Source organism: Cyclonatronum sp. (genome assembly GCF_022565315.1).
Taxonomy (GTDB): domain Bacteria; phylum Bacteroidota; class Rhodothermia; order Balneolales; family Cyclonatronaceae; genus Cyclonatronum.
This window is the reverse complement of record NZ_JAIUMX010000015.1, coordinates 42,381-51,523: the sequence shown is the minus strand read 5'-3', so window position 1 is coordinate 51,523 and position 9,143 is coordinate 42,381. Positions and strand designations below refer to the sequence as shown.

The following is a 9,143-nucleotide window of genomic DNA, read 5'->3' as shown; positions in this document are numbered from 1 at the left end:
ATGCTCGGCCATGTACGGATCGGGTGCAAAATGGTAGCCGCTCATCGGCACGAGCGTCATTGATTCGGCGCCGCCCGCAATCACGACTTCAGCATGGCCGGCCATTACAGCCTGTGCGCCCATCACGATGGTTTGCAGCCCTGAGGAGCAAAACCGGTTGATGGTTGCGGCTGGCACCGATTCGGGCAGGCCTGCACGAAGTGAGATCACGCGGGCCATATTCAGCCCCTGCTCCCCTTCAGGCATGGCACAGCCGATAAGCACATCGTCGATTTCGGCGGGATCCAGCCCCGGCAAACGCTCAATGGCACCTTTCACCGCAGCCGCACCCAAAGCTTCGGGACGGGTGTGCCGCAAACTGCCCTTCTTGGCTTTACCAACGGCCGTGCGGACAGAACTTACAAGTACAACTTCTTTCATCTTTATATCTCCTTGAAATTCTTTGGTTTTTGACCGTGGTTAATTACGCAGCGGCTTGTTGGTTTTGAGGATGCTTTCGATTCTCGCCCTCGTTTTCTCCTCACCAAGCAGCGAAAGGAACACTTCACGCTCCAAATCAATGAGGTAATCCTCATGCACGTACTCGGGGCCGAGGAGTTCGCCGCCGCACATCACGTGGGCGAGCCGGGTTGCGAGATAAGCATCATATTCGGATATCCAGCCGGCCTGCTGCATTTGCCATGCGGCATTTTGAAGCGGAGCAAAACCTGGCTTGCCCGGCACAAAAACGCGGTGCCGCACAGGCGGCGCAATGTAGCTCTGATTGGAAAGCCGTATGACTTCCTCCTTCGCGATGTATATCCGGCGGGCGTCGTTCATGGCGATGCGGGTCTGTTCTTTGGTGAGGTAGCCGAGATCGATTGCCTGCTGACCGCTCGTTGCCACTTTGGCCATTGCAATGGTTTCAAAAACCTTCTGCAGAAACGGCTGTATGTGGGATGGGTGCTGCGTTGGGGCAACTTCACCGGCACGTGCAACCATGGTCATGGTTCCGCTGCCCGCAGGGATGAGCCCGACACCAAGCTCGACAAGCCCCATGTAGGTTTCCGTTGAGGCTACAACGGAAGCAGCGCCCATGGTGAGCTCTACCCCTCCGCCCAGTACCCTGCCACGAATGGCATTCACAACAGGCTTCTGTGCATACCGGATTGCCAGTGCTGCTTTCTGAAAATTGTGAACAGCCTTTTCAATCAGATCGAACTGACCGGCAAGACCTGCCTGAGCAAGCTCACCGAGATTGGCACCGACCGAGAAATTCTCGCCGTCGTTTGCAATTACGAGCCCGCGCCAGTCGCCTTTCTCCACGAACTCAAGCGCTTCAAACACACCGTTAATTACGTTAAAGCCCAGCGTATTGGCTTTTGATCTGAACTCATAAATGAGCACGCCGTCGCCGGCGTCGATCAGTGCAGCTTCGGGATTGCTCCAAACTTCCTTGTCTTTTCCGGATGATTTAACCGATGCGAGGCTGATTTCATCCGAATGCACTTCAGCCTGCTGATAGCCGCTGCCGGGAACATAGTGCATCAGGGCGCCGTTTTCTTTTTTCTTGAAGAAGAAATAATCGCCGTCAGCAAGCATTTTGCGGAACCACAGCGGCAGCTCAAGGCCAAGCTTGCCGGCTTCCTGAGAAAAGCGGACCGGGCCAATTGCATCACAAACTGCGAACGGCCCCATCTGCCAGCCGAAGCCCCACTGAATGGCGAGGTCAACATCTCTCGGATAATCTGATATTTCGGGGATACGGTTCATTGCGTAGGCAATCATTCTTGTGGTATGCTCCCGAATGAAATCACCGGCTCTGCCCTCTTCCCCAAAAAGAATTTCCCAGCGTTTCGAAAGCGAATTCTTCTTAATACTGCTTAAGTCCCCTAAGTCCATTTCTTTAGGCGGCTCATAAGCAAATGTGCCGGGGTTGAGCGATTTTATCACTTTGCCGTCTTTAAAATAAAAGCCTCTGCCGGTTTTGGCACCGAGGGCCTTTTGCTCAACCAGCTTCAGCAGTAAATCCGGTACCCTGAAAACATCGCGGTCGGGATCGTCAGGAATGGCTTTATACAGATTTTTGGAAACATAGGTGAGGGTATCGAGCCCGACCACATCGGCAGTTCTGAAAGTTGCTGACTTCGGCCGGCCGGTTAAAGGGCCGGTGAGCAAATCGATTTCTTCTATAGAATATCCCTTCTGAAGAAACCCGAAGGTGAGCATCATAGAATAGGTGCCAACCCGGTTAGCAATAAAATTGGGAGTGTCCTTGGCCTTAACAATGCCCTTGCCCAAATGGATACGACCAAACCGTGCAACCCGATCCGTAACGGCCGGGTCTGTATCAGGGGTAGGTATCAACTCAAGTAGCTTCAGGTATCGCGGCGGATTGAAAAAATGAGTACCTAAAAAGCGCTTCCTGAAACCCTCAGAACAATCGGCGGCAATCTCATTAATAGGCAAACCGCTGGTATTCGAAGAGATAACGGCGCCAGGGTTAGCGTACTCTTCAACACGGGCCATCAGGCTTTTTTTGGCATCCATCTGCTCGACAATCACCTCTATAATCCAGTCAGCTTTAGCCAGAACCTGAATATCATCATCGAAATTGCCGGTAAATATGCGGCCTGCTACCGAATCAGAAACAACCGGAGAAGGCTTCATTTTGAGCATTTTGGAGAATGCCTGTTGAACAATGGCATTTTTGTTGCCTTCATTAGCGGGCATATCAAGCAGCCACACTGTTAGACCTGCATTTGCAAGATGAGCTGCAATCTGTGAGCCCATAACACCGGCACCAAGAACGGCGGCAGTTTTGAAATTGCTGATGTTAGTTGACATTAGAGAAATTGATTCTTTTCGTTAGTTGAAAGTTAACAGCGTTAACTGCTTAACGGTGTTAACATACTAAACGGAAAGCATGAAGTCAACAGTTTTTGAAAAAAGTGGGTTTAAAAAGCGTATTATTGCTTAGAATAATAGCGGAAAAGAAAGTGTATGAGTAAATATACCGTTTTGCTATTAGCTTTTTTTCCTTTATAATTGACACTAATTTTACTGAAGCAGACAACGCTTAGATTCAAACAACACATTAATTATATGGAAATCCAATCAGTCGTATTCCCCAGTGTTATCGAGGCATACAGTGTACAGCTTAAGGGCGTTACAAGGTATGAACTTAACGGTCTCAAAATCCAGGATGGCAATACGGATTATTTAATTGGTAATCTTGCACTTACAGAGGGAAAGAACCCACACAAAGCAATTAACAGCTATGTAAATGAAGCAGATTACGGGCTTCTTATTAAGGCAGCGCTTCTGGTAGCAACTAAATTTATTCATGAGCCGCTTGTAGTTACAACGGGTTTTCCGCTTTCAACAATAAACATCAACAAGCGCCAGGCTATCGAGTTCGTATCCGGAATTGATAACATTGTTTATGATTCAAGCCCAGCCGGAGGCGATGGGTACAAAACCAGACAGCTTGAAATAGCTGATGTTAACATCATAGGTGAAATTGAAGCAGCAAATAAAGCTGTTCGCGATATACCCGAAAAAAAGCTGAGTAATTTTTTCATTGTCAGCCTTGGATACGGCACTGTTGAAGTTGCCCTCAGTACCCCCGATGGTATGGTTAAACGTACCATGGCTTCGGGAAGCGGCCTTCGGTATGCCATAAACCGCGCGATGGACCAATTAAATGAATCCCATTATCTTGGTTTGCGCACCGAACATCAGTTTGATATTGCCTTCCAAAAGGGCAAAATTGTAGTTAACCGCCGCCCTCTTGACCTCACTGAAGTTCGTTCACGGACCCTTCAAAATTACTATAATGAAGTAATTTCATCGCTGATCCGTAACCATTGGTCTGATGAAGATTTTAATACGGCTGAATCGCTTGTTCTTGTAGGAGGCGGTGCCTATTACAAAGATCTTGTTAATTGCTTCAAAGAAGAATTTGATTCCATTCTTGAGGTATTTATTCCTGAGCGCCCTGCTTTTCAGGCAAGCATCGGATACTGCCTGAATTCATTTGAAATGGCAGAAGGTAATAAATCAGTTTGTGTGGGAATAGATATAGGTAACGCTCAAACTGTTATCAGCCTCTTCAAGGACAGCTGAAAGCATTAGAATTTTAAAATTAAAAGCCTCATGTTCTTTGTGACATGAGGTTTTTTTTTGCGAAGGAATATCCTAAATTATAGACTCAACAGCCCCTCTTTTAGCATTTACAGCAGTTGTTTATAACAAAAAAACTCTTAGCGTTTTTTAATATACTTTTCCTGCTGAATGTTAAAACCTAAACCTTGTGGTTCAATTATAAATAAATTTGTCAGTAAATCAGATTTTTCTGCTGAGGCGCATTACAGGCTGCAATTAAACGAAATGGAATAATGCTAAAAAATAAACCTAAACCCGAAGAGAAAGAATTTTCAGACTTTGAAAATGTCTGCATGCTGGGGAGAAACTCTCTCATTAAAGATAACCGGTTAATTGCTTTCGCAAATTCAAAAATATCAGGCGCATTAATGCTGGATATTTATTGTCAGCAGAATCTGGTTATTTCTGAAGGGGCAGTTGTTATCGGTAATATTTTTGCTGACTCAGTGCATGTATATGGTAAAGTTGCCGGAAATATACAGGCAAGTGAAAAAGTGCATATTCACGAAAATGCGCAAATCTGCGGTACAGTTCAGTGTAAGATTATCAAAATCGATGAAGGTGCCTTTTGTAAAATTGACGGTAGCGTTGGCAGTACTGATAAACTTTCAGAACCCTACCGAACCGCAAACGACAGCTTTTACACCGATAACATAAGCTATATCAACAGCTTATTTGAAGAGCAACTAAACAGAGAATCCGAGAGCAGTGCCCCTTCTGAATCTCAGAAAAAGAAGGCCGCCAGATTCCGCCTTAAAACCGAAGAAAAAGCAACTACCCCGCCCGACACAACTGAAACCAGCGAAAAAGGAAAAAGAGGTAACAACTCACTCCTTTTCTGATCTCAGTTTTTTTACGCACTTTTTTAACCCCGGCTTTTGATCCGATTCACGATCAGGAAGCCGGGGTTTTTTGTTTTAAGCTTACTCCAGATTCAAACTTTCAATTTAAATTGAAAGTTTATTCAATAATCTAATACCTATGTTGTATATTACCGTTGCTCTGCAAGTATCAAAACAACACAATCAACCCCTTATACGGCAATCAGATGCATCAGGCATAAGCTAAATGGTTTAAGTCACCCACCCTTCCGATAGCTTCTGAATGTTTCACTGATGAATATTGCCCAAACTAAATCAGATATGGAACTAAAGGATTTGAACAAACGGGAAGAAATTGAATTTGTACTTGAACGTGCAAATAAAGCACTTAAAGAACTGGAGTCTTTTACTCAGGTTCAGGTTGACCGAATAGTTAAGGCACTTGCCAAAATAGTTCACGAGAATGCTGAAATGCTTGCAGAAGAAGCCGTGCTCGAAACAGGTATGGGTAATGTTTCAGATAAGATCATAAAAAACAAAACGAAAAGTGAGCTTATCTATCACAATTTGCGATATGAGAAAACGGTCGGCATTATTGAAGACAATCCGGTTCAGGGCTTACTTACAATAGCCGAGCCGGTAGGTATTGTAGCGGCAATTATACCGTGTACGAACCCAACGGTAACAGCTATGAGTAACGCCATGTTTTGCATCAAAACCCGTAATCCGATTATCATCGCCCCGCATCCCCGAGCAAAAAAAGTAACGGAACATACCGTACAGCTCATGAAAGAAGCCGGGCGTGCCCTCGGGCTGCCATCCGGAGCTATTCAGATTCTGATGGATTCCTCCCGGGAAGACATCCAAACCCTGATGCATAATTCGAATTACATTCTTGCAACCGGTGGTTCTGGCATGGTAAAAGCCGCTTACAGCAGCGGAAAACCTTCATTGGGAGTCGGAGCAGGTAATGTTCCGTGCGTAATTCACCGAAGCGCTAATATTAAACAGTCAGTAGCTGATATTATCCGAAGCAAAACTTTCGATAATGGCTTAATTTGCGCAAGTGAACAAGCCGTAATCGTGAGTCAGGATATATCCGGCGTAGTATGGGACGAATTTAAAAGGCAGGGTGCCTTTGTTACCAATGTTCGGGAAAAACTCTTGCTTCAACAGGCCGCTTTCGGTGAAGACGGGCACGTACTACCTAATGTAATTGGCCAGTCAGCTGAAAAAATTGCTCGTTTTGCAGGTATTGAGCTTCCTAAAAATATTGATATCCGGCTGTTTTTGGTTCCAACCGAAGGCATAGGCTCAGAATACCCGTTTTCCTCAGAGAAAATGAGTCCTATTCTTGCCTTTTACATAACACCTGACTTCGAGCGTTCAATTGAATTTGCAAGCCGGTTACTTCATTTCCAGGGCGCCGGGCATACAGCAAGTATTCACACCAACGATCGCGAATCAGCCCTGCAGTTTGCTCATAAAATGAAGGCAAGCCGCGTGCTTGTCAATCAGCCGGCTGCAACGAGCAGCGGAGGCGCACGACATAACCGCCTTACGCCAACAACAACTCTTGGCTGCGGAAGCTGGGGAGGGAATATCACATCTGATAATATTACCGCTCATCACCTGATAAACAAAAAGCGGGTCGCATTCCGTGTTCGTGTGCCCTTAGAAACCGAAAATATATTTCAGGATGATGAACCTGCCGTTTCAGAATTTGCCTGATGTACTCTAATGATATTACCATGAAACCTCTCCAAACCTACCGAATACCTGAACTTTATGCATGGCCCGGTGCCCTTAGCGAACTGCCTGTGCTTGCTGCAAGAAGCGGTGCAAAACGCCTTCTCATCGTTACCGATACAGGAATTGTACAAAGCGGAATTCTCGATGTTGTTGTAAAATCACTGAAGGGCAACCAGCTTGAACTATTAATCGAATCAGGAATAAGCAAAGAACCATCTACCGGCCTCGTTGATAAATTATACGGTCGGGTGAAGGATTTCCGGCCCGATCTGATTGTTGCACTGGGTGGCGGAAGCCCGATGGATATTGCTAAATTGCTTTCCGTGATGGTACATCAGGGCGGAGAAGCCGTTAGCTATCTGTTCCCTGATGCCGTTCGAACCAAAGGAATCCCGCTTATTGCCATTCCTACTACAGCCGGAACGGGAAGTGAAGTAAGCCCGATTGCAGTATTTACCGACGACTCCGACGGGATAAAGAAAGCCGTTGTTTCCAGGCACCTTATTCCGGAAGTTGCTCTGCTCGATGCTCACTTATCGCTGCGTATGCCCGCTTTGGTTACTGCTGGCAGCGGTATGGATGCCCTCACACACGCTATCGAAGCCTACACCTCAACACGGGCAAATGCTTTCTCAGACAGTTTTGCGCGAGAAGCAGTGCGGTTCATTATCCCGTACCTGAAAACGGCTGTTTTAAGCGGCTTGCAGCAAGATGCACGACATTTTATGTTGCTTGGCAGTTTTTATGCCGGCATCGCTTTTACAAACGCAGGTGTAGCGGCTGTTCATGCGCTTGCTTACCCTCTTGGAGGGCTTTATGATGTACCTCATGGAGTGGCCAACAGCATGCTGCTTCCGTATGTAATGCAGTTTAATAAACCCGCTTGTGCCGGGCGCTACCATGAACTTGCCCGCATTACCGGTATAATAGAAACAGAAGACGCTCCTTCCGGTGCCGATGCCCTGATTCGTTATATAAAACAGCTATCAAGGGATATTGGCATTCCTGAAGGGCTGCACAGAGTGAATATTCCCGAACTTGCCATACCCGGAATGGCTCAGTCAGCGGCGGGAATCAAACGGCTCATGGATAATAACCCCCGCCCGGTAACTGCACTTGACGCTGAACAAATTTACCGGCATGCTTATGGTGATGCGCTTGTTGCCAGCTGAGCGTCATAAAAAAAGCTGCACAGTTTAACAACTGTGCAGCTTATCCCGGAATTCAGTTTACTGCTACCAGCGGCAGACCACAACTGTCTTGTTGTAAATTTCGAGAAATAATTCCCCGGAATTGGCTATTTCGCCGATAGTGAGTGCGCCATTCACTTCACCATCTCCTGCTATGATGCTAAGCTCGGCATCAAAATCATCGCCCATATATAGTGAGCGGGATATACAGTCGATACTGAACAAAAATGAAAATTGGCCCTCAGAGCTGCTGTTTTGAAGGGCTGATTTATTTCTTGCTGCTCGCGCTCCCTCTAACAGAGATGTCATATTGCCGTGCATCAGGCTTACATACTCGCCCTCAGGTACTTCATCAACTACATGAATCTTATTTCCGACAACCTGAATAGGATCCCTAATTACCATTTCTGAATCAATCTTAACCATTCCGAAGGGATATGATTTAGCAATATCAAAAAAGTTATCGTCAGTAAACTTTAAACCGGAGTGTTTTTCAACCAGCTCCCGGTACACTTGGTAAGCAGGTTTCCACTCAAGCTCCTCGAGCATGTTTCCGGTCGCTTTGGTCACTTTAAGCGGCTCGGAAACCGGCCGCCAGCCGTGTTCTACCCCAATAGCAACAGACAGTGATGAAAGCCCGATCATGGCTGCGTTTGCATACATCCCCTGCTCATTGAAAACACAGGGAAATGATTCAAAAGAAAGTGAACCTGCGCCACCACCAAGGTAGTTTACCCCGATTCCGAAATAATTGTACAAAAAAGAAACACTTTCAGGCTTACCCTGCCCCATAGCATCCACAAAACAAAAAACGGTCCGGATTCCGGGGCCCGCTTCGGCTGTAAAGCGATCAAGCAGCGCATCATACTCCGATTCTGCCAAACCGAAGGGAATAGCAATTGTAAACACAGGTTCAGGCAGAGGGATCACAACGAAACCGGCTTCTTTGCGCTTCGATCCTGAAATTAAACCGGGAAAAAACGCTCCAAAAAAGGGCTTTTCCAGTTTTTCAAAAAAAGCTTTTATCTGATCTGTCTCTTTTCGATGTGTTTCTGAAATTAAGATTAAGGCAGTTGCACAGCTCCCGGCTGCATTAATTTCCATTACGGCCTTATCAACATTACCAAAATCGGAATAATAGCATGGTTTCATCAAGATATCATTAATTTAAATACGTTATTTTTAAAACAGAAAGTAGGGGCAGAATGATTCATTTCCCAACTGTTTTTCGACC

The 9,143-nt window shown here is 46.0% G+C and carries 7 protein-coding genes; 4 read left to right on the top strand and 3 right to left on the bottom strand.

Annotated features, from left to right (window positions below; genetic code table 11):
• Both LAT75_RS04660 and LAT75_RS04655 read right to left on the bottom strand, forming a co-directional pair.
• The coding region (locus tag LAT75_RS04660; RefSeq protein ID WP_291481464.1) for a beta-ketoacyl synthase N-terminal-like domain-containing protein at positions 1-420 on the bottom strand (420 nt) is incomplete at its 3' end.
• Positions 421-459: 39 nt separating this feature from the next.
• Entirely contained in the window at positions 460-2,826 is a 2,367-nt protein-coding gene (locus LAT75_RS04655) for a 3-hydroxyacyl-CoA dehydrogenase/enoyl-CoA hydratase family protein (RefSeq protein ID WP_291481463.1), read from the bottom strand.
• Positions 2,827-3,084: 258 nt separating this feature from the next.
• On the opposite strand from LAT75_RS04655, the gene LAT75_RS04650 reads away from it, so the two are divergent.
• From LAT75_RS04650 to LAT75_RS04635, 4 genes are all read left to right on the top strand, one after another.
• A complete protein-coding gene (locus LAT75_RS04650; RefSeq protein ID WP_291481462.1) occupies positions 3,085-4,107 on the top strand; it encodes a hypothetical protein in 1,023 nt (340 codons plus the stop codon).
• 272 nt (positions 4,108-4,379) lie between these two features.
• Positions 4,380-4,988, top strand: coding sequence for a polymer-forming cytoskeletal protein (locus LAT75_RS04645; RefSeq protein ID WP_291481461.1), 609 nt, complete (start codon positions 4,380-4,382; stop codon positions 4,986-4,988).
• A gap of 300 nt (positions 4,989-5,288) precedes the next feature.
• A complete protein-coding gene (locus tag LAT75_RS04640; RefSeq protein WP_291481460.1) occupies positions 5,289-6,698 on the top strand; it encodes an aldehyde dehydrogenase family protein in 1,410 nt (469 codons plus the stop codon).
• 20 nt (positions 6,699-6,718) lie between these two features.
• A complete protein-coding gene (locus tag LAT75_RS04635; RefSeq protein ID WP_291481459.1) occupies positions 6,719-7,891 on the top strand; it encodes an iron-containing alcohol dehydrogenase in 1,173 nt (390 codons plus the stop codon).
• Positions 7,892-7,954: 63 nt separating this feature from the next.
• Here the strand turns inward: LAT75_RS04635 and LAT75_RS04630 are convergent, their stop codons facing one another.
• A complete protein-coding gene (locus tag LAT75_RS04630; protein WP_291481465.1) occupies positions 7,955-9,013 on the bottom strand; it encodes an FIST C-terminal domain-containing protein in 1,059 nt (352 codons plus the stop codon).
• Between the last annotated feature and the right edge of the window lie 130 nt (positions 9,014-9,143).

Excerpts from the sequence above, each read along its gene's own strand:
- LAT75_RS04650 (WP_291481462.1), top strand. The coding sequence starts at position 3,085 with ATGGAAATCCAATCAGTCGTATTCCCCAGTGTTATCGAGGCATACAGT.
- LAT75_RS04645 (WP_291481461.1), top strand. The coding sequence starts at position 4,380 with ATGCTAAAAAATAAACCTAAACCCGAAGAGAAAGAATTTTCAGACTTT.
- LAT75_RS04635 (WP_291481459.1), top strand. The coding sequence starts at position 6,719 with ATGAAACCTCTCCAAACCTACCGAATACCTGAACTTTATGCATGGCCC.
- LAT75_RS04655 (WP_291481463.1), bottom strand. The coding sequence starts at position 2,826 with ATGTCAACTAACATCAGCAATTTCAAAACTGCCGCCGTTCTTGGTGCC.
- LAT75_RS04630 (WP_291481465.1), bottom strand. The coding sequence starts at position 9,013 with ATGGAAATTAATGCAGCCGGGAGCTGTGCAACTGCCTTAATCTTAATT.
- LAT75_RS04640 (WP_291481460.1), top strand. The coding sequence starts at position 5,289 with ATGGAACTAAAGGATTTGAACAAACGGGAAGAAATTGAATTTGTACTT.